We start from the raw sequence: 24,534 nt of genomic DNA on the forward strand, positions 1-24,534 counted from the left end.
AAATCTTAAAAAGTATGCGACAAATTCAACATGTAGTTAAGGCAATCATAAAGCCAGGAGAAAGTAATACATCTGAGAATTTTAAGCTTCCTATTGGTTTTACAACTGGTGTTGCAGTGTACACTAATGGAATTGAAAAAAAAATCAGTGCAATGATATCTATTGAAATGAAAGACGATAACAGTATTGCTATCATTCCATCAGTTCATATTGATAACTGGCGACAATCAAACGGTGGCGAATATGAAAAGAGTTTTAAGCCTTTAAATTTCGATACAGGGAACAAAGATTATTCACTCATTTTCGCTTTGGACGAACCATTAAAAAGTGATGTCCCATTAAAATTCCATGTAGTGTTTTTATATAACAATAACATTAATAAAGTATAGCATGTTTGTAGAATCTGCTTTTATAACAAGAGAGTTTAGGGAAGAACAAATTCCCATTTTAGAGGGAGTTACCTGCCTTTCGGTTGTAAACACAGGAACTACAATTGCAATTATCAACGGTGTTACTATTTATCCAACACAGAAGCAAATATTAATTCCACCCGATGGCACTTTTTCAAGGGTAAAGTTAGAAGTCAATTATGTGACAAGCGAATCAACTTTTGATCCAAGATTGGTTAAGGGAATTACCAGCGATATGGAACGAAACAGGATTTTACTTATCTACAAAAAACTAATTTAAAATGGAGCAATTAGATGATTTGATGGATAAACTGGCAAGCGATAAATTTTGCGCTGTAACGGTTTACGACAGGACTACTTCAAAGCCAATTTTCCGAAACATTACCCATGAGCAGATAAAAAATGAGTATGGAACAAGTGAAGAATTCTTTGAGAAACTTTATAGTGATGGGTTTACTAAACTCACCATTCAGGAAAAGCGTAAGAATGGAGTAAATGCTTTCAAAATTGAAGGCGACTCTTTTGATGTGACTTTTGGAGAGATTCAATCTAAATCGAGAGATACTGAAGAAGAGCCAATGCCAGCTTCAAAAAAGAAGAAGAAAAAGAAAAAAAGTGCTGGTCTGATGGGTTTGGGAATTGCAGACATCTTCGACTTGAAATTACAAGCTCGTGATCGGGATGAACTGGCTAAAAAATTGGAAGAATCTGAAAAATACAATCGGGAACTTAAAGCTAAAAACGAAGAACTCACAGAGGAAAAATTACAAAGAAAATATACCAAAGAGAGTAACGATAGCTTGAACAACATGCTTTTAGGAGTAGTAAAACAAGCTCCAATTATTTTAAAAGGATTAGGGTTTAATGTTCCGGTAGAAAGTGGCGGTTTAGCAATGGCTTCGCCTGAAGATTTGGAAGATGAAAATTATTCGGATGCTAAAAAGGCTTTCTTGGATATTACCAGAACACTTGACGATGACACCATAACATTGTTATCAGTTATTTATCAGAAAATCCATGAAAAAAACGAAAACAATATTTTTTCACAGGAACTATTCGGGTTATTACAAAAACATCAAATGTTAGTATGAGTACAATAAGTATAAAAATAAAGGAGACCAATCCTTTCAAACTGCAAAAGAAAACTAAGCTAGTACAGGAATTATCCGATTTGGATAATGAGGTTTTAGAAAAATTGGTGGAGCTGAAGAAATCCAAAAAAGCCATTGCAATGGTTACCGATCCGCAGAGCTGGCAAACAATTAAAGAGTTCATAATGTAGAAAGTTGGAGTAGTCCGTTTTGTATGCTCCATTTACAGAACGGGCGAAACAATGATAAAACACAGGTGTAGGCATTGCTCCAAGCTAAGAAAGTAAAGATGAAACAATAAGAGTAAGTTGAGCCAACTACTGGGAAAACCCTTTAGAAGGCTCAAAATGAAATTTTGGAGTAAAAATGAAATTGGGAGCAATACTACAGCCAAGAAACGAGCATGAAAAGACAAGGTTTACATAATCCAGCAGTAATTTCCGCAGTAGCTTCTTCTCCACAAGGACAAAAAGCGATTGCAACGACCCTCGAAAATACAAGTGCAGGAGTAAATGCTACTGTCTCGATAGTAAAAGGGGTTTTGAAAATGGGACTTTTTTTAGGTGTGGGTTACTTTGCTTACAAGAAGATTTTCAACGGATTTTCTCCACTCAAAGAAAACAGAAGAGACAAACCAAGTAATATCTCAACAGGAATGGCGAAGAACAAAGCCGAAGCGATTTATAGTGCGATGTATGGAATGGGAAATGGTTTTAAATCGGTAAAGCAAAATCTTATGGGTGTTAATCCGAACGGATTTGTGAGGATTCATAATGCTTTCGGACTTAGAAAAGGTATCAATCCCTTATCCAAGAAAATGACTTTGATTGAATGGTTTGGAGACCAATTCAGCCAAAATGAATTAATGGAGTTACGCTTTTTAATTCCCAACTTTTTTTAATCATGGACAGTTCAAAATTACTGCCTATCTCGATTAGTGTAGCGGGATTGGGAATATTGCTTTTTGCCATAGCTCAAGCAAATAAAGATAAAAACGGAAATGCTTATTTGAATCAAGGAACGGTAGAAAATAGCTTCAATGCAAAAGAAATAGCCACCGTGCTTTATGATGCTATGAAAGAAGCCAATTTTACAAATACCGATAAGCGAAAAACCATTTTTACAACGCTCACAGGAGTTAGCCAAGCACAGTTTTCATGGGTCATTAAAGCCTTTGGGAGCAGATATTATAACACTCTAACAGGTAACACCTATTTCGCATTATGGCAAACACCAGTTAAGCATCCTTTGAAGGTTTGGCTTAAAGAGGAATTAAGTGACAGCGATTATAAATTATTGAAATCAAATTATCCAAAATACTTATAAGAATGACCACAGAAGATAAAATATGGATTGGTGGTGGTATCGCTCTTGCTATTGGTGGTGGCATTTATTATTTCGTTCAAAAAAATAAGAATGATAATGAAATCAGTCAAGAAATTGAAGCAGATTTAAGCAATGAATCTTTACCTGTTGCAACACCGAAGCCTATACGAACTCCAACATTGGCAACCGCTCCTATTGTTCCTGTGAAAACAATATCAGAACCTCCTGTCAGAAGTGCTGATGCATTTAGATACAGCATAGGTCAGGAAGTGATGGCTTCAGGATTTAATGGAACAAAAACCTATGATGCAAGGAAGATGGCAGACGGAAATTATACCAGTGAGGGAATTCGAAAAGCCACTTTTAAAAAAGGCGATAAAATCGGTAAAATTATTTGGGTTGGCAAAAGACCTGATGGAACATATCGCTATGTAGCTCAAAGAGATGGAACTTTTTTAAATGCCATCTATTGGATTGCTGACCACAGCGTAATAAAGCCTGTTGGAAAGATTTTACCAACTATTCAAGCGGTAACTGAGACATCAGGAATTGATAAAACTATGCTTCTTAAAAAAGGTAGTAAAGGCATGGATGTAAGAACACTCCAAGCTTTATTAAAAGTCAAGGTGGATGGTGATTTTGGAAGAAATACTGAGAATGCTCTTTTCACTCAAAAAGGAATAAAACAAATTAGACTTAAAGACTGGAGATAATGAATACAAGTACAGGAGTATGGATTGGTTTAGGCGTGTTGGGCGCAATCATTATCGCTTCAATGAGTGATGAATCTAAACCTAAAATAGAATCCAAATCAAACGAAAAACCCAATGTTAAACCCAATGTTGAACCCAAAAAAGTACAATTGTAATGGAATTTTTATTATCAAATAGTACCCCTTTTTTGAAGGCTTTTAAAAAGTATGCGATTAATACTCCCAAACGTGTTGCGCATTTTTTAGCACAACTTCACGAGGAAACGGGCGGATTTATAAAGCTATCAGAGAATTTGAATTACACACCTGCTGGACTTATTGAAACTTTTGGAACGAATCAGATTTCGGTTGCTCAAGCTAACCTTTACGGGAGAACAGCTAAACGCAAAGCCAATCAGGAAGCCATCGCCAATATTGTGTATGGTGGAAAATGGGGAAAAGTTAATTTAGGTAATACACAAGTTGGTGACGGTTGGCGATTTAGAGGACGTGGACTAATTCAGTTAACAGGTAGGGCAAACTATCAAGCCTATAAAGATTATTCAGGAGTCGATGTCATTTCAAACCCTGATTTGGCTTCACGCCCTGACATTGCAATTGATATTGCAGGTTGGTTTTGGAGTGTAAGATTCAAGCTTAATCCAATTGCAGACACCAATAATATCACATCAATTAACAAGAAAATCAACGGTGGTCTTACCAATTTTTCTGAGCGGGTCAAACAGCTAAATTATTACACAGGCATTGACACACTTGGGATATTAAAAAAAAAAGCGAGTCCGAGAACGGTCAAATCGAAGAGTAAATCTGTTTATAGCTTCTACAACCCTTTTACTAGGGTGCTCGATTTTGGTTCTAAAACTAAATAAAGTATAAAATATGTTACCGATAGAAACCATACTAAACTATTTCTTGGGTTCAACAACCCTGATTTCAATATACATTGCTTGGAGGTCAAGGAATTCAGAACTGAAAAAAAATGAAGCTTCAGCTTTAGAAGCCATCGATTCGATTTACACCAAAATGTCAATTGTTACGGACAAGAAGTTTGAAGAAATGCAGCGGATTATTGATGAAAACACTATTGAAATTAAAAACCTTAAAGAACAATTGCAGGAATATCAAAAGCGATGTTCTGGCTGTTTGAATAACAAGGGAAATGAAAAGAAAAACCTTTGACAAAATTATTGCAATTCTCAGTGTCTATTATGAAGTCGATTTGATTCAGGTAATAGAGGTTTCGGAACTACTATTTTTTGTTATAAAAGTCTATTTAAAAAAATCAAAACCATGAAAAAATCAATCCACTATATCGCCTTGTTTATCATTTCCAGTATGGTTTTTACAAGTTGTTCTTCGGCTAAAAAAATAAAGCAGGAAAACACGCTGCTCAAAAATGAAATTCAGAAAAGAGACAGTATCAAAAATACTGTTATCAATCAGGCAATTGATGATAAGTTAGTTACTCCGATTGTGCAGAGTCAAACAGGAAATGCAGTTTTTGATAGTTTGGTAAATGCCAAGGTAGATGAAATTTTATCCAAGCTGAATACTGCTAAAAATTCAGGAGATAACAGCTATAAACTCATTTACGACAAACTTAAAAAGCAATTAGAGTTTTATGTACAAATCGCTCAAACCAAAAATGAAAATATGGCGGTTAATGATGAAAAAGTAAAGACAATTATCCAGGTTAAAAAAATTCCTGTTGTGGTTGAAAAACCCTTATCAAAATTGGAAAAATTTTTAATGGGATTAGGGATTTTGGCATTACTCTATATCGGGTTTAGGATTGTCTTTTACATCAGAAAAAAATCAAGTGTATGGATATAAGAGCAAAACATATCGTAATCACAGGGGCTTTATTAGGCATTGGTGCATTATGGTACACCAGTAAATTCAATAAGTGGAAAGAAATAATGAAAAAACTAAAAGCATTACCAACGGGAATTAGAAACTTCGATATTAATTTCAAACGGATGCGCTTTAATTTGGATGTTACAATCTACAACCCTACAGGAGACAATTTCAGTCCTGATGGAGTTATTGCGACTGTTAAACGAATTATTCTCAAAGATAAAACAGCCAAGCGAATTGCTACCATCACAGTCAATAAATCCTTTTTATCAATTCCTGCCAAAGGAAAACATGTACTGAAGGATCTGATTGTAGAAATTCCAATACTGGAGAATATTTCCAATTGGCAAAGTCTCTCACAGATAAGAAGTGTAAATGATGTTCAGACCGAAACAATTTTGGGAGTTTTAGGTAAAGAGTATTCAATAATAAAGTAAGCATGGATTTAATATCATCATTCAATAATCTTAACGGTAAAACTGTAAAACGTTCCGTTTTGAAATCTCTTTTAACAAGAGCTAAAAAGCAGAGGCATTCGATTATTGCAAGTCGGATTAGTAAAGTTTTACAGCAAAATAATGATACACTTTTTACTATTGAGCTAACGCAATTAATAGAACCTCCTGGACTTAGTGGTGCAGAACAAAGAATCATTCTTCCAACACTAGAATACATATCTGAAGAAGATTCAGAAGGTGGACTAAATGGAGTTTCTCCTGATGATATTTACAGTTATATCACAGACTTGATTATCAATACAATTGATAAAGTCGGGCATTTGCCTTGGCAAAAAGATTGGGTTGGTTCAGGTTCTGATGGTGCAGCTAAAAATTATGTTAGCAAGAAAGAATATACCGGAGCAAACTTTCTACTCAATTTTGACATAAAGTTTGATAAAGAAGGTAAAGGCTATTTAGTACCAATTAAGTTTATTCAGCCTTATTACTTAACATTTAATCAGATCAAAGAAACAGGCGCAAGTTTAAAGAAAGACAGCAAAGCAAGACGTGTGATTTATTACACAATGATTTTCAGCTTTGATAACGGTGTTTTACAGTTCAAAACTACCGATAGGGAAAAGTTTGCCGAGTTTGTAAAAGCCAATGGATTAACTAAAGAAGATTTAAGAGAGCATCTTACCAAGATTCCAGTAATTAAATATTACAATGTCTTCAGAGCAGATGATTGTACAGGATTGAAATTTCCTGAAGCAACAGGCAATAAAAATGTGAATCCAATTGAGCAGGCTCAAAATCTTATAGATGGTTATAAAGACCCACCTACTTACACTTTTGTTGGAGATAGAGCTTATTATCAGCCTTCCACGGATAAACTAATATATGCCAAATATCAAGGCTTTCAAAAAGGAAGCTTCTTATTACTGCACTTATTTCCATGAGTTGACACATTCAACTGGAGCGAAAAAAAGGTTGAACAGGGATATGACCGGAACTTTTGGAAGTAAGCCTTATGCTTTTGAGGAACTCATTGCGGAACTCGGAGCGGTTTTTATGTGTTCCGAATCAGGAATATTATTTCAGACTAAAGAGAACTCGGCTAAGTATCTTAAAAATTGGAATACAGTTTTGGTGAGCGAATTAGAAAATGATAACCGCTTTTTCTTGAAAGCTTCTGCACAATCTCAAAAAGCTGTCAATTACATATTAGGCAGGAATACAGAAAGTGAATGAACGGAAATACAGAAAGAAGAGGTTAAAAAAGTTGCATCAAAAAGACCAGGAAAGAAAAAGGTAAAACCTAAAGTTACCAAAGCTAAAAAAGCAGGACTTTCAGCCTCAGTTGTGGTAAGTAAAAATAGGGAATCAAACAGAAAAAGAACTGTGCCAGCTGTTGTAAAAAGAAGAGAAAAGACAGTTGTTTCTAATCAGGATAAAAGCCTTAATGAACTTGAAAAGCTTGGTTTTATTTCTGCTAATTCAGCTCCACAACAGGCTAAAGATATATTTGTTCTTGGTGGCGAGATTGGTAAGTTTTTACAAAAACAACAGCCTCATAAAGCTCTAATTCTGATAAAGGGCAACAAGCACAGTTCAAAATCGCAATTGGCTATGCAGATTGCCAATGCTTTTGGAGAACAACAAACGCCAGTCGCTTATATCGATTATGAACAAGGAGGAATTGAGAGTAAGGATACCGTAGATAACATCAACCGGAATACTACTGAAACAGGGAGAAAATACATAGCTATAAAAGGTTATTTAGAAAATCCTTTTGAGGAATTACAAGGATTCTGTAAGGTGGTTAAAGTCATTATTGCGGATTCGGTTACGGATTTAAAAATTACAGCTGATCAATTAAATTATTTGAGAACAAAATACCCGAAAATTATTTGGTGTTTCATTTCTCAAGTGAAGGAAAACGGAGCGATGTACGGCGGTAATAAAATGGCGCACAACCCAACTTCAGTAATTCATTGTTCCTCACATCAAGATCCTAAACAGAGGTTTGCTTCACTTGAAAAAAACAGAGGGAATGACCTCACTTTAAAATATTCAATGTTCTATAAAAAAGTAGTCTATGAACCCAAAAAGAAGAAATTATCATTTAAAGTCAAATAACTAAAATCATAAATCATGGTAGCAAAAAAAGTAAAATCAAAAGGTAAAAAAAGAATCTCAGCTAAAAAGCTTTGTAGTGGTGTAATTCAACGTGAAGGTGTTAAAAAAGATGGAACTCTGAAAAAGGGTTATCGCTACGTCAAAGGTGGTAAAGTTGTGAAAGCAAAAGCAAAGAAATAGTTTTTGATTTGGGTTGATTGGGAAAGCCGTGTTGCAGAGATGTGATGCGGTTTTTTGTATTATTTAATACATGACTAAAGTTCTAATATTGCATATTGCGATATGCGATATTAATTCTTAAAATGTTGTTTTTGTTAAAATTAAGATGTAATAAATGCATATATTAACCATTTTAATAATGGTGTAAACTCTTAACAAATTTATAGGTTTTTCTTAAAAAAAGATTTAGTTTTACAGATTAACATTTTTTCTAAATAAATACTAAGAACTAACTCAATGGATGCATTCATTACACATGCCAATGTAATAAATGATTACAAGCAATATCTTCAATCTTTTATAAATATTAATGATTCAAGAATACTAGATTATATTCAAAATGAAACATTGATTAAAAATATTATACCAGATCCTTTGATTCAGTTTAATCCTTCATTTGAAAGAGGAAAGACTTTCGAAGAGCTAATCAATGAAAAAGTATTACATCCAAATCTAACTAAAGCATTAGGATCTTATAGATTATATAAACATCAAGTTGAGGCTATTGAATTGGGTGTTAAAGGCAAAGGATTTGTGGTTACTTCTGGAACTGGATCAGGAAAGTCATTAACTTTTTTGGCTACAATTTTTAATGATTTATTCAAAATTGGCTCTGAAAAAAAGAAAGGTGTAAAAGCAATTTTGGTTTATCCAATGAATGCTTTAATTAACTCTCAATTTGAAGAAATTAAAAAATATGCAAATGCTTATGGGGAAGATTTTCCAATCTCGTTTGCTCAATATACAGGCCAAGAGGCAGGCGATATAAGAGAAAAAATTAAAAATGATCAGCCAGATATCATTTTGACTAATTACATGATGTTAGAATTAATCATGACGCGTCAGTCAGAAAAATGGTTAAGAGATTCGATGAAAGAGAATCTTAAATATCTGATATATGATGAATTGCATACATACAGAGGAAGACAAGGTGCAGATGTTAGTTTATTAAATCGAAGAGTTCAAGCTTTAGCTAAAAATGAACTGATATTTATCGGTACATCTGCAACAATGGCCTCTCAAGGATCACCTGAAGAGAAAAAGGAAAAAGTGGCTGCAGTGGCAACTCAGATTTTTGGACAAGAATTTAATTCAAAAGATATAATCAATGAGTATTTAGAACCTTGTACACAAGCAAAAGAGATAAATCCGTTTATGCTTGCAAATGCTGTAAGACAAGGTGTTGATTTAAAAGGCAATGAAGATGATTTTGTGATTAATGATCTAGCAAATTGGCTTGAGATAAATGTTGCCCTAAAATCTAATCATGGTATATTAGAAAGAGGAAAGCCGCTTAATATTGATCAAATTGCGGAAAAAATAAACCTTGAAACTTCGCTTGAAAAAGAAGAAATTAAATTAAGTTTAATTAATCTTTTAAGATGGGCAGAGCGAATCAACGAAGAAAATAGGATAAAAGGTACTCGAAAATCATTTTTACCATTTCGTTTCCATCAGTTTATTTCACAAACAGGTTCGATTTCAGTAACACTTGAACCAAGAAACACCAGAACAATTGCTTCATCAGATGAACCATTTTTAAAAATAGAAGGAAAAGAGAAAAAGTTATATCCTCTTTTATTTTCTCGTTACTCAGGTTATGATTTTATTTGTGTGGAATTAAATATAGATGAAGGTGAATTAATACCTGTAATACCAAACAAAGAATTTGTTAATAAGAAGAAAGAAGATATAAATCAAAAAAATCCAGACATCAGAGACTTTAAGTATGGATATATTTTGTTAGATGAAGGAGAAGAATTTTGGAATCTTGATTATAGGGATTTGGTGCCTTCAGAATGGTTAAATAAACAGGGTACAGACTTACAGCCATATTATAAAATGCTGATGCCTCATGAAATATATTTTAATAGTGATGGACATTTTTCATTTGAACCAAATTATCCAATTAAAGGTTATTTTATTCCGGCAAAATTAAGAATTGATCCCACAGCTCAAATTATATATGAAGACAGTAAAACCAGTGACTTCACAAAATTATCAAGATTAGGATCTGAAGGCAGAAGTACCGCCACATCTGTAATATCTTATGCTGTAGTGAAAAGTTTAGCAAATCAAGCGGAATCAGTTCAAGATCAAAAGTTATTAAGTTTCACAGATAACAGACAAGATGCTTCTTTGCAAGCAGGTCATTTTAATGATTTTTATGCAACTATCCGTTTAAGAGCAGCTTTATTTAATGCTTTGCAAAATTCTGGTAAACCATTAGAAATATTCGAAATTGCAGAGTCTTTATTTCAAAGTCTTAATCTAAAAGAAATTCAGTATGCGTTGTATCCTTCTAAAGATGAAAGTTTTCCAGACGAAAGAAACATTGAAGCGTTAAAAGAATATTTAAAGTATAGAATTTTTCAAGATTTAAAAAGAGGTTGGCGTTATACCTTGCCAAACTTAGAACAAGTAGCTCTCTTAGAAATTGATTATAAAAATCTTGATAGATTAGTAGATTTAGATGATCGATTTGAAAGTATTGAATATTTAACTAGTATATCTAAAGAAAAACGAAAAGAGTTTCTAAGAAATATTTTAGATTATTTTAGAACCAATTTTGCATTGGATCATAAGTTTTTCAAAGATGTTGCGAATAATGAATCATTGATGAGAGATAGACTTCATCCTGATTCTTTATGGTCACTTGATTATAACGAGAAATTAGATAAACCAACCGAAATGGTTGTTTCAATTCCTTCCCCAAGACCCAAAGGGAAGTATATAATTTCCATGGGACATCGTTCTAATCTTGGAAAGTATATAAATCGTTGTCTAGTTGAAGAAGGACTGGACAAATTGAACAGAGAAAATTATGAAGTATTTATTCAAAGTTTATTGAATCTTTTACACAATACAAATTTCATAACAGTAGAACAAGATAAAAGAAATCCAGAAATAAGTTATTATAAACTTAGAGCCGATCAATTATTATGGGTGAAAGGTGATCAAGTGACGATCAGATTAGATCATACAAGATTCAACTTTCAAACCGAATTGACAGATTTAAAACCTAATGTCTATTTTCAAAATCTATATAAAACTGACTTTACAAAAATCAATAAAGAACTAATAGCAAAAGAACATACAGGTCAAATTAGTTCTGGTCAAAGAATTGAAAGAGAAGAAGCTTTTAGGAAAGGAGAAATTTCAACTATGTTTTGTTCCCCTACTATGGAGTTAGGTATTGATATTGCTAATCTGAATATTGTACACATGAGAAATGTGCCTCCTAATGCAGCAAATTATGCTCAAAGAAGCGGTCGTGCTGGTCGTGGAGGACAAACCGCATTAGTATTTACATATTGTTCAACAATGTCTCCTCATGATGTAAATTATTTTAAAAATTCAACCGAAATGGTTGCGGGAACTGTCCAGCCTCCGCGAATAGATCTTATTAATGAAGAATTAATAGCCTCGCATTTAAATGCTTTTCTACTAATGAATTTAGAGATCACTGAATTAAAAACATCTGTAGCCGATGTTTTAGATCTTAATAATGAACAAAAAATATTCATTAAAAAAGATATCCAAGAAAGAATAGAACATTTATGCTCAATAAACAAAGCCAACTTGTTAGATGAGTTTGAAAAAATTACATTATCATTATTACCTGAATTAAAAAACACCAATTGGTTTACCAAACGATGGATAGAATGTAAAATTGAAAAATTCCCTTCACAGTTTTCCAATACATTTACGAGATGGATTAGAATGTTTCAAAATGCTTGTTTTTTAAGAAATAAAGCGCAAGCAATTTTAGATAATCATACTTATAAAGCAGATAGTGAAGAAAGAAAAGAGGCTTCTAAACAAGAACGATTTGCAAGGAAACAAATTGCATTGTTGAAAAATGAGGCACAGCAAAATTCAAGTAATTCCGAATTCTATGTGTTTCGATATTTAGCAGCAGAAGGTTTTTTACCTGGTTATAATTTTACACGTTTACCGGTAAGAGCTGTATTAGGAAAAAGTTATAGAGACGACGTTGAGGTACTTTCACGTCCAAGAAATTTAGCATTATCTGAATTTGGCCCTGCCAACACTGTTTATCATTCTGGTAGTAAATTTAGAATTAATAGGATGATGGTTTCTGATTTGGATAATGCCACTGAGAAAATCTTGGTTTCAAATAAAACAGGTTATGCCTATTTTAACGAAGAAATTAAAGCAGCCAATATTGATCCCATTAGCAAAAGTCAGTTAAAAGGAGATGCAATAAGTGTATATTCAAATATCATTGAATTCTCAGAGTGTGAAGGAATTCCACTGCAAAAAATTTCTTGTATCGAGGAAGAAAGAAGTAGATCTGGTTATGAAATTTTGTCATATTTTAACTTCCCTCAGGGTATCGAAAATACAGAATCTGTCTTACTAAAAAAAGGAGGTGAAAAACTATTACAGCTCTATTTCAGTAAAACGGCTAATCTTGTTAAAGTAAATAAAAAAGCAAGAAGATCTCAAAACGAAGGGTTTAAAATAGACCAAAGAAATGGAGTTTGGGTTCAAGAAAGGAATTTTCAAAATAACTCGGAATTAGAGCAAAATACTAGAGAGATAATGTTATACACTAAGGACACTTCAGACGTGTTATACATACAACCTTTAGGAAATATTGGTACTACGCCTCAGCAAGTGGTTTCATTAAGTTATGCTTTAAAGAGAGGAATAGAAAAATTATTCCTTGTTGAAGAGAGCGAAATAGCTGTTAATATCATGGGTGATCCGGAGAAACCTAATATTCTAATTAATGAGTCTTCTGAAGGCTCTCTCGGGATCTTATCTCAATTGATTTCTGATCCAATCAAAATGAAAGAATGGTTTAGAGCTAGTTATGAAATACTTCATTTTAATGCAGATACAAGAGAGGAAACAGAAGAAGGAAAAAAATTACCTCATGCGACTTATCAGGATTTATTAAGCTATTACAATCAAATATATCATCAACAATTAAATCGTTATGATATTAAAGAAACTATAGAAAATTTAATGGATTGTGAAGTCGAAATCGTTCAGGGAAATGAAAATGACAGAGAAGAGCAATACAAATATCTATTGACTGCTTACGACAAAAATAGCAGTACGGAGTTTAAACTCATAAAATATCTTTATGAAAATGGATATACACTTCCTGACAAAGCACAAGTTAATTTAGATCATTATTACATCAGTGCTGATTTTGTCTATAAAAACAGCTTTGGAAATACACTTGTATTTTGCGATGGCTCTGTTCATGATAAAGATGAGGTGAAAAAACGGGATCAAAAGATCAATCAAATTCTTAATGAAGGAGCTTGTGATGTCATTCGTTGGCATTATACGGAGCCAATTGAAGAATTGATTACAAGGCGAAAAGATATTTTTAGAAAAGTGAAATAGCGAATCGAATGAATAACAAATATACACCTGGGAATTTAGTAAGTTATAGAAATCGCGATTGGATGGTTCTGCCTTCAAATGAAGAATTGCTTGTCATGGTAAAACCACTCGGTGGATCTGATGAAGAAACAACAGGTATTTTTTTACCATTAGCTAAAGATTTTGAAAAAATTGATAAAGCTACTTTCAAAGAACCAACTCCTAATCAGATTGGAAATTTTGAAACGGCTAAACTATTATATAATGCTTCACGTCTTTCTTTAAGGAATGCTGCCGGACCATTTAGGAGCATGGGTAAATTATCGTTTAGACCTAGATCCTATCAAGTGGTTCCTTTAGTAATGGCATTAAAACAGGACATTACTAGACTTTTAATTGCTGATGATGTTGGAATCGGTAAAACCATTGAAGCCTTATTAATTATAAAAGAACTTATGGAGCGTGGTGAAATCAAAAGATTCGCTGTGATTTGTCCTCCTCATCTTTGTGAACAATGGCAGCAAGAATTAAAAGATAAATTAGATATTGATGCAGAGATTGTTCGTTCCAGTACAGCTTCTAGGTTAGATAGAATGGTACCAGATGACCGTTCGGTTTTCCATCATTTGCCTTATCAAGTTATTTCGGTAGATTTTATTAAAACAGATAAACGCAGAGGCATTTTTTTAAACGATTGCCCTGAATTGGTGATTGTAGATGAAGCACATACATGTACTTTGCCTAAAGGCTCAACTTCAAAGAATCAACAACAGCGTTATAACCTAATTCATGATATAGCAGAACAAGAAAAACGTCATTTAGTATTGTTAACAGCTACTCCTCATAGTGGAAAAGACGAAGAGTTTTTGTCTCTATTAGGTTTGTTAAAATCAAGTTTTAAAGAACTTAATTTTGAAAAATTAGAGCAATCTGATCGAAAAAAAATAGCTAAATATTTCATTCAACGTAAAAGAGAAAATATTCGCAGATGGTTAAATGAAGAAACACTATTTCCTGAGAGAGATTCTAAAGAGGTGGGATTTACACTATCCGAGACAACCAAATCATTTTATAATGATTTGGTAGCTTTTGCACGAGGTATTTCCGAAGTAGAAACCGATAATGAGAATACTAAACTCTTACGTTCATGGGCAGCTATTGCATTAATTAAAGGCGCTATGTCTAGTCCAGTAATGGCAAAAGAAATGCTTGAAAAGAGGTATGCTAAAGTAACTTCTGAAGATGAAGAATCTGTTGAGATAGGAACAGAAGCTGTTGAAAATACCTTATTTGAAGAAAATGACTTTGGAGTAGATTTTTCTAGAAATGATTTGTTAAATGCTGTAGACTATAAAGCAAATGAATTACAAGGTTTAACCAACTTATTAAGAAAGGCTGAAGAACTAATTGAAAATCCTGAAACCGATTTAAAAATAAAACATACAATTGATATCATTCAAAAATGGTTAAAAGCAGGATTCCAACCCATTATTTTCTGCCATTACATAGCAACGGCAAAATATGTAGAAGAAAAATTAAGAGAGGTACTTCCTAAAAGTGTTTTGATACAGGCGATTACTTCAGAATTAGCTGATGAGCAACGTAAAGAAGAAATTCAACGAATGGGCGAACATGAAAAACGTGTTTTAATAGCAACAGACTGTTTGAGTGAAGGGATTAATTTACAAGACTTATTCAATGCCGTTTTGCATTATGATTTACCTTGGAATCCCAACCGTATAGAACAACGTGAAGGTCGTGTAGATCGTTTTGGTCAAACTTCTTCAGAGATAAAAACCTACATGCTTTATGGTGAAAACAACCCAATGGATAAATTCATTTTAGAAGTGTTAATTCGAAAAGTACGAGAAATTCAAAGAAGTATTGGAGTTACCATTCCTATTGGTGAAAACAACAAATCACTAATGACCGAACTAACGCAGAAAATCTTAAAAACCACCTCAGAAGCTGATCAATTAACGCTGTTTGAAGAGGATAAAATTAAGATTGATAATGAGCTAGAACTGGCGAGAAAAAAAGGAGAAAACTTACGTTCTATATTTGCACAAGAGTCAGTTGATGCTGAAGCTATCAAAAAAGATTTAGAAGAAGTAGATGAAGCCATTGGAGATCCCAAAGTAGTGGAAAGCTTTGCTACTTATGCATTGCAATTACTAGGAGCTTCTCTAACACAAGATTTTGAAGGCTATAGAGTACAAGTAACCAATTTGCCTAAGCATTTACAAGTAGCATTGTTAACCACAACAGAACAAGCTAAAGGAAAAACAGAAACAAAAATAGCCTTCAATTCTCCAACACCCAAAGGCTATCAGTATATTGGGAGAAATCATCGTTTTATAGAACAATTGTGTCATTATGTTATTAGTAATGCATTTGAAGAAGAAGGAAATAATTATAATTTAGCCCGTACCAGTGTTATTCAAACAGAAAGCGTAGAAAGCAAAACTACTTTAGTTATGTTTCGTGTTCGAAACGTGGTAAAAGAAGTACGTTCTAAAAACGAATCGGTAGCAGAAGAAATGTGCCTATGGGGTTATTCAGAGCAAAATGGAGCGTTACAGCCTGTTGATTTTGTAATGGCTCAGGATTTAGTCGCAAAAGCAATTCCGCTGAGCAATTTACCACTAGAAAGACAACAACAATTTTTAGAGCATGAATTACATTCCTTTGAAAATAAAAAAGATGCTTTTATAGAAATTGCAACACAAAGAGCTGATAAGTTAGTAGAAGCACACGGAAGATTCAAAGCATTAATTGGTGGTAGAAGTTATGAAAAATCGACTCCCGTTTTGCCTCCCGATGTCATGGGTGTTTATATTTTATTGCCAAAACCTAAAGACCTTTTTTAAGCCATGAAGTTTACTACTATAAACATACAAGGAAATATTTTTACGAGCGAAATTCTGGATCGAATTCGCCAAGATAATATTAGCTATCAAAAGCCACAAGATTTTGGATTAAAGCCAAATGAATTGGTGCGTGATGAAATCAGTAATGCTTGGAGTTTAATCAATACACATTGGCAAATTTTCAAGCAAAAACGCAATGCTTTTCAAGCTAACGATAATGGTGTTACTGAAACTCGTAGATATTGGATTTTACCTTTACTCAACCAGTTAGGATATGAAGTAGCATTATCAAATGCTGAAATTGTCAACGGAAAGTCGTATGCCATTTCGCATAGAGCCAGTAACAAAGATGGCTTCCCTATTCACATTGTAGGTTCAGAACAATCTTTAGACAGAAAAGCAGAGAGCGGACCGAGGTTGTCCCCTCATGCCTTGATGCAGGAATACATCAATTCTACAGAGCATATTTATGGTTTTGTAACCAATGGAATCCATTTCAGAGTGTTGCGTGATGCCACTCGTTTATCGCGTTTGAGTTATTTGGAGTTCAACTTAGAGCAAATGGTAGAAGAAGGTCATTATGCCGAGTTTGCTATTTTCTATCGTTTGTTGCATGCTTCGCGTTTAAAAGAAACTAAAGAAGAAGCAAAAGATGCAATCATAGAATTCTACCATAACGAAGCCTTAGCATCCGGTTCACGTATTCGGGAACGCTTAAGTCAAGCGGTAGAAAGATCGATACTAACCTTGGCTAATGGCTTATTAAAACAATCCGAAAACCAAGAGTTACAGCATGCATTAGAAAATAATACTTTAAACGCTAAGCAGTATTATTTACACATTCTTCGTTCGGTATATAGGGTGTTGTTTTTATTGGTGATCGAAGAACGTAACCTTATCTACAAAGATAATTTAACCGATGAAGAAAAGAAACTCAAAGACATTTACTATAAATTCTACAGCATTCAGCGTTTAACCTATTTGGTAGACAAAGCGGTGTACATCGACCCAAAGAAAACAGATCTTTGGCAATCGTTACTAATGACCTTCCGTTTGTTTGAAGATGCCAACACTGGAAAGGCTTTAGGGATTGATGCCTTGGGTTCTGGAATTTTTAGCAACAATGCAATTCAAAGTCTAGACAATACTGTTTTAAACAACAAATCTGTTTTAGAAGTATTCAAATACTTGGTAACCTTTGAAAACGAAAACAAACAAACCATCCGTGTCAACTATGCCGATTTGGATGTAGAAGAATTTGGTTCGGTGTATGAAGGTTTGCTGGAGTTTGAACCAGTAGTAGAAAATGGGGAATTTCGTTTTAAACAAGGAGACGATCGTTCCTCATCAGGATCGCACTATACACCAGAAGAATTAGTAAAACCATTAATTGTTCACTCTTTAGATTACATCATTGCAGACAAACTAAAAGAAGCAGATCCGGAACAAGCATTATTAAGTATTACGGTTTGCGACGTAGCTTGTGGTAGCGGACATATTTTGCTCTCAGCGGCCCGACGTATTGGTTTTGAATTAGCGCGTGTTCGTAGAAAAGAAGACCAACCTACACCTTCGGCTTTGAGAATAGCCGTTCGTGATGTGATTAAAAACTGTATTTATGGTGTCGATTTAAACCCATTAGCCGTAGAATTGTGTAAAGTTGCCCTTTGGTTAGAAGCTCACGAACCGGGACAACCACTCAACTTCTTAGACCACCACATTAAAAACGGAAATGCCATTGTAGGGTTGGCACATTTTGAAGAATTAGAAAGCGGTATTGCCAGCGAAGCCTTTAAAACTTTACCAGGTGATGATAAAGAAATTGCCACAGCGTTTAAAAAGCGAAATGATTTAGAACGCAAAACAAAAGACCAGCTTAGTACATACAATGTCACCAATGTGGATGATGATTTAAAAGGAATCCAGAAAGATTTTATTACGTTTTCTCAACTACCAGAAAACACACCCGAACAAATTGCAAAAAAAGAAAAGGCATACCACGATTTAACCCAAGGCAAAAAGTGGTTTCGCCTAAAACAAATTGCCGATTTGCAAGTGGCACAATTCTTTATACCAAAAACAGAAGACAATAAAGAAAAACTCACCACTCACAGCCAATACATGAGTTACCTGAAAACCGAAGCTCAAATTATAGATCGTGGTGCAGCAATGGGAATTAGCTCTGAAAAACACTTTTTTCATTGGTTTTTAGAATTCCCACAAGTATTTCAAAATGGTGGTTTTGATTGTATTTTGGGAAATCCACCATTTTTAGGAGGCCAAAAATTGAGTGGTAATTACGGAACTGATTTTCTTGAATTTCTAAAATACTACTACCAGCCAATTGGAGCTGTAGATTTGGTAACTTATTTTTTTAGAAGAATTTTTGATGTAATTAAAATAAATGGATTTCAGTCGTTGATTTCCACGAATACTATTGCTCAAGGATCTGCTCGTGAAGGGGGGCTAGATTTTATTTGCTCAAATAATGGTATAATTAATCATGCTATTCGTTCTATGAAGTGGCCAGGTCAAGCTGCTGTTGAAGTTTCTTTAATTACCATCCATAAAGGTGAATGGAAAAATAATTTTACTCTAGATAATAAATTTGTAGAGAGAATAACGTCTTATTTAGATGATTCCGAAGTTATTGGAAAACCTATGCCTCTATTATCCAATAAAGGAAAGAGTTTTCAGGGGAGTATTGTTCTTGGAAAGGGATTTATACTAACTACTGAAGAAGCTGAAAATCTAATAAAAAATGATCCTCGAAATAAAGACGTGATATTTCCTTATCTTAACGGTGATGATCTAAATAATGATTCAGAACAAAAGCCATCAAGATGGGTCATTAATTTTTTTGACTGGGATGAAGAGAAGGCAAAAACTTATCCAGATTGCTTTGATATAGTGGAACGATTAGTTAAGCCTGAGAGGTTAATTCAAAAAGATAAAGGAGGTAAAGAAAAATGGTGGCAGTTTTTAAGACCTAGAAATGAACTTTACGCTACCATATCTGAGTTAGACCAGGTAATGGTTATTGCGCAAGTTTCCAAAACTACAGCATTTGCTTTTACCGAACCAAATAAGGTATTGGACGCTAAATTAAATGTATTTGCAAATAATTCATTCACAATGTTTGCATTTTTACAATCAAACTTTCACATTTATTGGGCTTGGAAATATTCTAGTACTATGAAAGCAGATTTAAGTTACGCTCCAACACAAGTCTTTGAAACGTTTCCTTTTCCAGAAGAAATTTCTATTGAAAATAAAAAAGAACTTAATGATATTGGTGAAACTTATTACAATATTAGAAAGTTAATTATGCACAAATATAAAATCGGCTTAACAAGATTTTATAATATATTTCATTCTCAAGGAATACAAGAAAAAATTAATGAAAAAGACAAGCAATTAAATTTAATAAAGAAACATTTAATAAAAGTTGGAATTAATATCCAAATCACGGAATTAATTAATGATATCAGGGAATTTAGAGAAATTGCTATAAAACTTGATAAAATAGTAATCAAATCATATAGATGGGGCGATATTGACTTAAAGCACAATTTTTACGATCTCGAATATTTACCAGAAAATGATAGAGTACGTTTTTCCATCCATCCAGATGCTCGTAGAGAAGTTTTGAAACGATTACTTTTACTTAATCATAAAATTTATAAAGAAGATGCATCAAAAAGTTCTAATACTAATTCCAAATCTAAAAAGGTAAGCAATAAAAAAGTAGCAGATAATTCCCTGAAGTTATTTTAATCTTCAGGGAACAAAATACTACTTGAAGTTTTAATTTTAGAAACTTTCTGAAGTTTCTTATTATTTTTTGTATGAATTACATTAGTTTTTGATTCTTCAGCATATTGCCGTAAATTAATTATTAATAGCCTCTTTAAAATTTCTTTCCTTGCCTTGGGGTAAATTGTAAATCTTAAACGATCATTTTCAGGAAGATGATCTAATTCATAAAAATCATGCTTTAAGTCAATATCAGTCCACTTATATAACTTAATAATCTCATTATCAATTGCTCGATACAGTTCTCTTAATTCTTTTATGTGGTAATATATTTCAGCCTCATTATTAATATTGATGTCATGGAATTTATTTTGTAATTCTGTTAAACCAATCTTATTTTCCTTCATTATTTTAAGGCGTATTTGATGAAGTTTACTACCTAAACTATTTAAGAGATCCGATGATATTGATGAAAAAGGAAAAGTTTCAAAAGCATTAGTACCTGAATACCTCAAAGTGGAAGTACCCATGGTTGAACTATTTTTCCAAGCCCATACATCATGAATAGAGGAAGATAAGATAGAGAAATTTGAAAATGAATTAAGAGCAAATACAACCGTTGCTTCAGAAAATACAATATTATTCTTGCAAATGGATATTAATAAATGTTTTGCGTGACGATTCAAAACCATTACCTGGTCTAACTCAGATATGGCATTATACAAAGCAGGTCTTTTCTCTCCGTATATCCACCACTTTTGAGGTAATGGTTTTCTTAAAGCGTATGTGCCAACTATTTCATTTCCTTCATTATCAATCTTCCATCGTTGACGTTCTGGTTTAACTAATTTTTCAATTATCTGATAACAATCAGGGTAAGTTCGAGCTTTTTCTTCATCCCAGTCAAAAAAATTAATGACCCATCTTGATGGCTTTTGTTCTGAATCATTATTTAGATCATCACCGTTAAGATAAGGAAATATCACGTCTTTATTTCGAGGATCATTTTTTATTAGATTTTCAGCTTCTTCAGTAGTTAGTATAAATCCCTTTCCAAGAACAATACTCCCCTGAAAACTCTTTCCTTTATTGGATAATAGAGGCATAGGTTTTCCAATCTCCATAAATTAAGTTAATAGTTCCTGATTTCTATTGCTTTAAAAATGGCAACTTGCAAATTATTAATGATTTCACTTCACAAATACTTCACTTACTATGAGCATAAAAATAAGCTATCGTTTTGTAATTAAAAAAGATAAAAATAAATATGGATTATATCCAGTTTATTTAAGAGCCTTTTTAAAAGGAAAGAAAATAGAGACTGTTACATCTGTCGCAATTCCTTTAAGAGATTGGTCTTTAAGAAATCAAAGAGTAAAAATTCAAAATAAGAATCATGAGCGCCATAATACACTATTGGATGCAATCGATAAGAAAGCAATCAAGTTGTTGGTAAATAATTTTACTAATGATGAGTTTCCATTGAGTCTAATGCAATTTAAAGAAAGATTACTTGGTTTAAATCATAATTTATTAGAAGGAGAAGGAAACTTTACCAATTATATCTTATGTTACTTAGAAGAAAATAGAATAAAATTTAAGGAGGAAACTTGGTTTGGATATAAGTCTCAGATCTCTAAAATTTTAAAATTTAAAAGAGAAATTTTCTTTTCAGACATTAATGAGAAGTTCATAAACGATTATAGATACTATATGCTTAATACTCTAGAAAATAATGAAAATACAGCTAGTAAAAGTCTTAGAGTGTTACGAACATTTGTCAATATTTCAATTCGATTTGGATACATAAAAAGTAATCCTTTTCAGTACACTTCAATTAAAAAAGTTGATGGAAAACGAGATTTTCTTTCAATTGAAGAATTAAATAGCCTTACAAATTATTATCTAATGAATAATTTTTCAAAACCAATAGAGAAAGAGATTCTTAGTTATTTTTTATTTGCGTGTCACACAGGACTTAGATATTCTGATTTAAAAACTCTTTCTAAAAAAACTATTATTAATAGTTCTATACATCTTCGAATGCATAAAACAGGTTATTTAGTGAATATTCCTTTAAGTAACAAGGCAAAAAAATTTCTTCCTGAAGCTAATTTCAATGACGATATTATTTTTAGAGTATATTGTAATAAAGTAACAAATAAAGTATTGAAAAATATTGGTGCTAATTTAAAATTAAACAAAAAACTAACCTGTCATGTTGCAAGACATACGTTTGCCACTGTTTCAATTTCTTTAGGAATTCCAATTGAAGTTGTAAGTAAACTGTTAGGCCATACAAATATTCGAACAACTCAAGTTTATGCAAAAATTGTTGATTCGGTAAAAGAAAAAGAAATGAAAAAATGGGATAAATTATAATTTACTTTTTAAATGAATAAATAAACAGATTAAATTATTTATATATTTTGCATGAATTTTCAATAAAAATATATGCAATTAAATATTATTTACTAACTTTGTACTTATGAATAAGTTACAAGAATTAAAAAAACACTTAAAGCGAGGAAAAGTATACCGTAGGGCTGATTTATCTAAGTGGTCAAAATCTGTTGACCGTCATTTAGATGAACTAGTACAGGAAGGCATTTTACAAAAACTGTCACAAGGTTTATACTATTATCCTGAAGTAACTGTCTTTGGAGAGACACCTCCCGAAGAAGAAGTGTTAGTGCGTTCTTTTCTCAAAGACAAACGTTTTTTGGTAACTTCCTTAAATGCTTATAATTCTTTAGGAGTAGGAACTACTCAGTTATACAATGGCAAAACGGTTTACAACCACAAACGCCATGGGGATTTTAACCTTGGTGGTATGATGTTTTCATTTAGGGTAAAACCTCATTTTCCAAATAAAGTAACGCCTGAGTTTTTATTGGTAGATTTGTTAAATAACTTAGATCAACTAGCTGAAGACCCAAAAGAAGTTGTGTCGAAAGTGCGTTCTAAAGCAAAAGCAATGGATGCTAAAAAACTAAAAAAATCACTTCAGGAGTATGGTAGTGTTAAAGCAAAAAAAATGTTAGAACCTGTTCTCACAGTATAATATGTCTGACTACTTACACAATCATAAAAACTTCCGTGATCTGCTCCGTATTGTAGGAGCAGAATTAAATATTGAACCTGGTCTTGTGGAAAAAGACTATTGGATTATGCATGTACTCTATGGTCTAAAACAGCAAGGGTTTCAATTTGAACTCAAAGGAGGAACATCTTTATCCAAGGGTTATGGAATAATACATCGTTTTTCCGAAGACATCGATATCCATATCAAACCACCTGTTGAAATGGAAATCAATGAAAATCCAAACAACAATAAGCCTAGGAATATTCAAAAAAGAAAAGACTTTTATGATGGTTTAGCAAACGATATAAAAGTAGATGGTATAATATCAGTAGTAAGAGACGAAGCTTTTGACGACCAAAGACAATATCGTAGCGGTGGGATAAGATTACACTATGAAAGTAAAACGGATGCCATTGACGGAGTTAAAGAAGGTATATTATTGGAGGTTGGATTTGACACAGTAACACCAAATAATCCACTAACAATATCATCTTGGGCATATGACAAAGCAGTTCAGCAAGGTGTTGATATAATCGACAATCGGGCTATAGATATTGCTTGTTATCACATTGGCTACACTTTTGTTGAAAAATTACAGACTATTGCGACTAAATTTAGACAGGAACAGGAAGACAATGAAGAACGGCAAAATTTAATGCGTCAGTATTATGATGTCTATAGTTTGTTACAAGATGATACGGTAAAAGTATTTATAGACACAGAAGAGTATCAAAAACATAAAGAAACTCGCTTTCCACCAAAAGACTATATAATACCTATCGCTGAAAATGAAGCTTTTTTGCTAGAGAATCCAGAACTTAGGGAGCGATTTATTGAACGCTATAAAAAAACGGCAAAATTGTATTATAAAGGTCAACCTGATTTTAATGAGCTACTTGCTGAAATCGGTAAATGGGTTGAAAAATTATAAGCAAAATTGAAAAATATAAACTATCAAGTTCAACCATTGAACATCTAATTTTACCCATATTTTGATAGTAATTTTTAATTCATTATATTTGCTTAATAAGATTTCGAAAATTTGCAAGTCAAATAGAGGAGCAAAAGCGAGACCCTAAAATAGGAAAAAAATATATAATCCTTATATATCAACGCATAAGAGAAGAGGTACAATTCCCTCTTTCTCCGCCAGCTGAAATGCAAATTGAATTTAAACCCTTAAAATCGTATGATTTTAAGGGTTTTTTCTTTTTATCACATATCAAAATATTCATTCATTCGTGAACCTAAAGGAATAAAAT

The 24,534-nt window shown here is 32.9% G+C and carries 23 protein-coding genes; 22 read left to right on the forward strand and 1 reads right to left on the reverse strand.

Features of this window, described 5'->3' with window-relative positions:
- Positions 1-14 precede the first annotated feature (14 nt).
- The 19 genes from GV828_RS12175 (at position 15) to GV828_RS12265 (ending at position 20,208) form a co-directional block, all read left to right on the forward strand.
- On the forward strand, positions 15-389 hold the full coding sequence (locus GV828_RS12175; protein WP_166537777.1) for a hypothetical protein: 375 nt from the start codon (positions 15-17) through the stop codon (positions 387-389).
- Between the two features lies 1 nt (position 390).
- Positions 391-690, forward strand: coding sequence for a hypothetical protein (locus GV828_RS12180; RefSeq protein ID WP_166537778.1), 300 nt, complete (start codon positions 391-393; stop codon positions 688-690).
- Position 691: 1 nt separating this feature from the next.
- Entirely contained in the window at positions 692-1,501 is an 810-nt protein-coding gene (locus GV828_RS12185) for a hypothetical protein (RefSeq protein ID WP_166537779.1), read from the forward strand.
- Positions 1,498-1,692: a hypothetical protein gene (locus GV828_RS12190; RefSeq protein ID WP_166537780.1), complete on the forward strand. Its 195-nt coding sequence runs from the start codon at positions 1,498-1,500 to the stop codon at positions 1,690-1,692. Before GV828_RS12185 ends, GV828_RS12190 begins: the two co-directional genes overlap by 4 nt.
- A 212-nt stretch (positions 1,693-1,904) precedes the next feature.
- The gene (locus GV828_RS12195) at positions 1,905-2,402 is read left to right on the forward strand and encodes a hypothetical protein (RefSeq protein WP_166537781.1); all 498 of its coding nucleotides are present in this window, start codon (positions 1,905-1,907) and stop codon (positions 2,400-2,402) included.
- Between the two features lie 2 nt (positions 2,403-2,404).
- A complete protein-coding gene (locus tag GV828_RS12200; RefSeq protein WP_166537782.1) occupies positions 2,405-2,827 on the forward strand; it encodes a hypothetical protein in 423 nt (140 codons plus the stop codon).
- 2 nt (positions 2,828-2,829) lie between these two features.
- On the forward strand, positions 2,830-3,540 hold the full coding sequence (locus GV828_RS12205) for a peptidoglycan-binding domain-containing protein (RefSeq protein WP_166537783.1): 711 nt from the start codon (positions 2,830-2,832) through the stop codon (positions 3,538-3,540).
- The gene (locus GV828_RS12210) at positions 3,540-3,695 is read left to right on the forward strand and encodes a hypothetical protein (protein ID WP_166537784.1); all 156 of its coding nucleotides are present in this window, start codon (positions 3,540-3,542) and stop codon (positions 3,693-3,695) included. Before GV828_RS12205 ends, GV828_RS12210 begins: the two co-directional genes overlap by 1 nt.
- Complete coding sequence (locus GV828_RS12215) at positions 3,695-4,408, forward strand: glycoside hydrolase family 19 protein (RefSeq protein ID WP_166537785.1); 714 nt, start codon at positions 3,695-3,697, stop codon at positions 4,406-4,408. The genes GV828_RS12210 and GV828_RS12215 overlap by 1 nt, the downstream gene beginning before the upstream one ends.
- A gap of 10 nt (positions 4,409-4,418) precedes the next feature.
- Positions 4,419-4,718, forward strand: coding sequence for a hypothetical protein (locus GV828_RS12220; RefSeq protein WP_166537786.1), 300 nt, complete (start codon positions 4,419-4,421; stop codon positions 4,716-4,718).
- A gap of 111 nt (positions 4,719-4,829) precedes the next feature.
- On the forward strand, positions 4,830-5,372 hold the full coding sequence (locus GV828_RS12225; RefSeq protein WP_166537787.1) for a hypothetical protein: 543 nt from the start codon (positions 4,830-4,832) through the stop codon (positions 5,370-5,372).
- On the forward strand, positions 5,363-5,833 hold the full coding sequence (locus GV828_RS12230) for a hypothetical protein (protein WP_166537788.1): 471 nt from the start codon (positions 5,363-5,365) through the stop codon (positions 5,831-5,833). Before GV828_RS12225 ends, GV828_RS12230 begins: the two co-directional genes overlap by 10 nt.
- 2 nt (positions 5,834-5,835) lie before the next feature.
- A complete protein-coding gene (locus GV828_RS12235) occupies positions 5,836-6,795 on the forward strand; it encodes an ArdC-like ssDNA-binding domain-containing protein (protein ID WP_166537789.1) in 960 nt (319 codons plus the stop codon).
- The gene (locus GV828_RS12240; protein WP_166537790.1) at positions 6,737-7,087 is read left to right on the forward strand and encodes a zincin-like metallopeptidase domain-containing protein; all 351 of its coding nucleotides are present in this window, start codon (positions 6,737-6,739) and stop codon (positions 7,085-7,087) included. The genes GV828_RS12235 and GV828_RS12240 overlap by 59 nt, the downstream gene beginning before the upstream one ends.
- 150 nt (positions 7,088-7,237) lie before the next feature.
- Entirely contained in the window at positions 7,238-7,975 is a 738-nt protein-coding gene (locus GV828_RS12245) for a hypothetical protein (protein WP_166537791.1), read from the forward strand.
- Between the two features lie 15 nt (positions 7,976-7,990).
- Complete coding sequence (locus GV828_RS12250) at positions 7,991-8,155, forward strand: hypothetical protein (protein WP_163409605.1); 165 nt, start codon at positions 7,991-7,993, stop codon at positions 8,153-8,155.
- A gap of 276 nt (positions 8,156-8,431) precedes the next feature.
- Positions 8,432-13,582 (forward strand): DEAD/DEAH box helicase, encoded by a 5,151-nt coding sequence (locus GV828_RS12255; protein ID WP_166537792.1) that lies wholly within the window; start codon positions 8,432-8,434, stop codon positions 13,580-13,582.
- Positions 13,583-13,590: 8 nt separating this feature from the next.
- Positions 13,591-16,431: a helicase-related protein gene (locus GV828_RS12260; RefSeq protein ID WP_166537793.1), complete on the forward strand. Its 2,841-nt coding sequence runs from the start codon at positions 13,591-13,593 to the stop codon at positions 16,429-16,431.
- Positions 16,432-16,434: 3 nt separating this feature from the next.
- Positions 16,435-20,208, forward strand: coding sequence for an Eco57I restriction-modification methylase domain-containing protein (locus GV828_RS12265; RefSeq protein WP_208103196.1), 3,774 nt, complete (start codon positions 16,435-16,437; stop codon positions 20,206-20,208).
- Here the strand turns inward: GV828_RS12265 and GV828_RS12270 are convergent.
- Positions 20,205-21,311, reverse strand: coding sequence for a type IIL restriction-modification enzyme MmeI (locus tag GV828_RS12270; RefSeq protein WP_166537794.1), 1,107 nt, complete (start codon positions 21,309-21,311; stop codon positions 20,205-20,207). The genes GV828_RS12265 and GV828_RS12270 overlap by 4 nt on opposite strands.
- Before the next feature lie 91 nt (positions 21,312-21,402).
- Here GV828_RS12270 and GV828_RS12275 point away from each other — a divergent pair, with 91 nt between their 5' ends.
- From GV828_RS12275 to GV828_RS12285, 3 genes are all read left to right on the forward strand, one after another.
- Complete coding sequence (locus tag GV828_RS12275; RefSeq protein WP_166537795.1) at positions 21,403-22,569, forward strand: site-specific integrase; 1,167 nt, start codon at positions 21,403-21,405, stop codon at positions 22,567-22,569.
- Between the two features lie 106 nt (positions 22,570-22,675).
- Positions 22,676-23,251 carry a DUF6088 family protein gene (locus GV828_RS12280; RefSeq protein WP_166537796.1) on the forward strand — a complete coding sequence of 192 codons (576 nt, stop codon included), beginning with the start codon at positions 22,676-22,678 and terminating at the stop codon, positions 23,249-23,251.
- A 1-nt stretch (position 23,252) separates the two neighbouring features.
- Entirely contained in the window at positions 23,253-24,203 is a 951-nt protein-coding gene (locus GV828_RS12285; protein ID WP_166537797.1) for a nucleotidyl transferase AbiEii/AbiGii toxin family protein, read from the forward strand.
- Positions 24,204-24,534 lie beyond the last annotated feature (331 nt).

The organism is Flavobacterium ichthyis (genome assembly GCF_009915155.1).
Taxonomy (GTDB): domain Bacteria; phylum Bacteroidota; class Bacteroidia; order Flavobacteriales; family Flavobacteriaceae; genus Flavobacterium; species Flavobacterium ichthyis.

Coding starts and splice junctions, on each gene's coding strand:
- GV828_RS12285 (WP_166537797.1), top strand. CDS start 23,253: ATGTCTGACTACTTACACAATCATAAAAACTTCCGTGATCTGCTCCGT.
- GV828_RS12195 (WP_166537781.1), top strand. CDS start 1,905: ATGAAAAGACAAGGTTTACATAATCCAGCAGTAATTTCCGCAGTAGCT.
- GV828_RS12190 (WP_166537780.1), top strand. CDS start 1,498: ATGAGTACAATAAGTATAAAAATAAAGGAGACCAATCCTTTCAAACTG.
- GV828_RS12225 (WP_166537787.1), top strand. CDS start 4,830: ATGAAAAAATCAATCCACTATATCGCCTTGTTTATCATTTCCAGTATG.
- GV828_RS12235 (WP_166537789.1), top strand. CDS start 5,836: ATGGATTTAATATCATCATTCAATAATCTTAACGGTAAAACTGTAAAA.
- GV828_RS12180 (WP_166537778.1), top strand. CDS start 391: ATGTTTGTAGAATCTGCTTTTATAACAAGAGAGTTTAGGGAAGAACAA.
- GV828_RS12270 (WP_166537794.1), bottom strand. CDS start 21,311: ATGGAGATTGGAAAACCTATGCCTCTATTATCCAATAAAGGAAAGAGT.
- GV828_RS12215 (WP_166537785.1), top strand. CDS start 3,695: ATGGAATTTTTATTATCAAATAGTACCCCTTTTTTGAAGGCTTTTAAA.
- GV828_RS12230 (WP_166537788.1), top strand. CDS start 5,363: ATGGATATAAGAGCAAAACATATCGTAATCACAGGGGCTTTATTAGGC.
- GV828_RS12255 (WP_166537792.1), top strand. CDS start 8,432: ATGGATGCATTCATTACACATGCCAATGTAATAAATGATTACAAGCAA.
- GV828_RS12275 (WP_166537795.1), top strand. CDS start 21,403: ATGAGCATAAAAATAAGCTATCGTTTTGTAATTAAAAAAGATAAAAAT.
- GV828_RS12250 (WP_163409605.1), top strand. CDS start 7,991: ATGGTAGCAAAAAAAGTAAAATCAAAAGGTAAAAAAAGAATCTCAGCT.
- GV828_RS12265 (WP_208103196.1), top strand. CDS start 16,435: ATGAAGTTTACTACTATAAACATACAAGGAAATATTTTTACGAGCGAA.
- GV828_RS12260 (WP_166537793.1), top strand. CDS start 13,591: ATGAATAACAAATATACACCTGGGAATTTAGTAAGTTATAGAAATCGC.
- GV828_RS12175 (WP_166537777.1), top strand. CDS start 15: ATGCGACAAATTCAACATGTAGTTAAGGCAATCATAAAGCCAGGAGAA.
- GV828_RS12200 (WP_166537782.1), top strand. CDS start 2,405: ATGGACAGTTCAAAATTACTGCCTATCTCGATTAGTGTAGCGGGATTG.
- GV828_RS12220 (WP_166537786.1), top strand. CDS start 4,419: ATGTTACCGATAGAAACCATACTAAACTATTTCTTGGGTTCAACAACC.
- GV828_RS12280 (WP_166537796.1), top strand. CDS start 22,676: ATGAATAAGTTACAAGAATTAAAAAAACACTTAAAGCGAGGAAAAGTA.
- GV828_RS12185 (WP_166537779.1), top strand. CDS start 692: ATGGAGCAATTAGATGATTTGATGGATAAACTGGCAAGCGATAAATTT.
- GV828_RS12205 (WP_166537783.1), top strand. CDS start 2,830: ATGACCACAGAAGATAAAATATGGATTGGTGGTGGTATCGCTCTTGCT.
- GV828_RS12210 (WP_166537784.1), top strand. CDS start 3,540: ATGAATACAAGTACAGGAGTATGGATTGGTTTAGGCGTGTTGGGCGCA.
- GV828_RS12240 (WP_166537790.1), top strand. CDS start 6,737: ATGCCAAATATCAAGGCTTTCAAAAAGGAAGCTTCTTATTACTGCACT.